Source organism: Marinithermofilum abyssi (assembly GCF_014641195.1).
GTDB lineage: Bacteria > Bacillota > Bacilli > Thermoactinomycetales > DSM-45169 > Marinithermofilum > Marinithermofilum abyssi.
The window spans coordinates 1-1496 of record NZ_BMHQ01000032.1 but is presented as its reverse complement, the minus strand read 5'-3'; the positions used below and the strand labels follow the sequence as shown (position 1 = coordinate 1496).

General features: G+C 54.6%; 2 protein-coding genes. Both read right to left on the bottom strand.

The features are described 5' to 3' along the window. Window positions 1-251 precede the first annotated feature (251 nt). Complete coding sequence (locus IEW70_RS17590) at window positions 252-494, bottom strand: hypothetical protein (protein WP_188649211.1); 243 nt, start codon at window positions 492-494, stop codon at window positions 252-254. Between the two features lie 67 nt (window positions 495-561). Then, window positions 562-1197: an HNH endonuclease family protein gene (locus IEW70_RS17585; RefSeq protein WP_188649210.1), complete on the bottom strand. Its 636-nt coding sequence runs from the start codon at window positions 1195-1197 to the stop codon at window positions 562-564. Between the last annotated feature and the right edge of the window lie 299 nt (window positions 1198-1496).

Genomic DNA, 1496 nt, shown 5'->3' with positions numbered 1-1496 from the left:
CGCTATAGCGATTGGATTTTCCCCCATCCCGATGATCTGGAGGTGAAGAAAGATACGAACGAATCGACCCGGGGGGAAGGTTTTTACCCTCACCCTGATCGCTTTCTGGGTGTCGTTGGAGAATCTATCCCATCCGGATCCCTATAGTGCAGAGAAGTAACTTCATAGCATGGAAAATGAACCGATCCAAAGAGAAATCGGTTCATTTCTTTTATTTCGGGAACTATTTGGGAGCGCGAGGTGAGTCTATCTCAAGGGCGCTCTAGCACTGTGGCGAGAATGCGGTGAACGACCTCGTGGTCACGCGGATCGTGCAGGCGGTAGTCCTCACCCGGCAGTGTGTACCACTCCTCGGCGCCGACATACGTGATGGCGAGCGTGAGGGCGCCGTCGTCATCACAGGTGGTGCGCAGTTCGAGCTCCCCGCTGATCACGCCGACCTCAGCGGTCATCACACCGTGGGTTGCGGTGAAGATTGACGACTTCACTTCCATACGAGTGACTCCCTTCTCGGGTTGGATGGTTGCGCTGCAAGTACTACCAGCAGACGCACTAACGAACTCAGTAGGAGCAGGTGTTGAGCATGCTCTGCAACGCGGACTTCTCCGACGACTGTAGGTGCAGGCCCCAGCGGTACTTGGTGTGGATCCACCACTTCGCATACGCGCAGCGGGCGCCGGAACGCGGCGGCTGCCACGTCGACGGATCCTGGTCGCCCTTGGACCGGTTGACGCTGGCGGTCACCGCGATCAGCTGCGGTCCGTCGAGGTCGTTGGCGAAGTTCTGGCGCTTCTCCGTGGTCCAGCTGCTGGCGCCGGAACGCCACGCCTCGGCCAGCGGCACGATGTGATCGATGTCGATTTCGGACGGCGAGTACACGGTGACGCCGTCGTAGTAGCTGTACCACTTGCCGGACGTGACGGGGCAGTTCCCGCTGTAGTAATCGGCGTCGCGCTTGAGCACCACCTGGCGGGTGTCGCAGCCACCTCCTTGGTCGATCCAGTGCGGGAACTTGTCGCGCGAGTAGCCAGTCATTGATCCTTCGGGCTGCACGGTCAGCGAGTTCAGCTCGGCTTGGGCGGTGGACTTGGACGGTGTTCCGGGCGGAAGCGCCCATGTCGTTGGCATGTCATATGCAGCAGACAACGACAGAACCAACGCAAAAACAATCGACCACAACATCGATTTCTTCAGCATGGAAATGCCTCCTGTATGTTATTATTTCTAACTATCTTTATATTCTAACATCTATGTTCATTTTTAGTGAATGAGATGTTAATAGTAAGATAAAGATTGCAACCAAAGCGAAAAAATAAAATTCGGAACAATAAAAAATGACTTGAGCTACCTAATATGGTCTCTCAAGTCATTTTCCATTTGTTGGGCAAATGACCCCAAAATCGACGTTCGCTACCTCCACCCCTTATTGGTGTACCAGTATTCCCGCTGGTTGGTTTGTATTTACCGAATCCATACGACAGTCCTTGCCGGAGAGT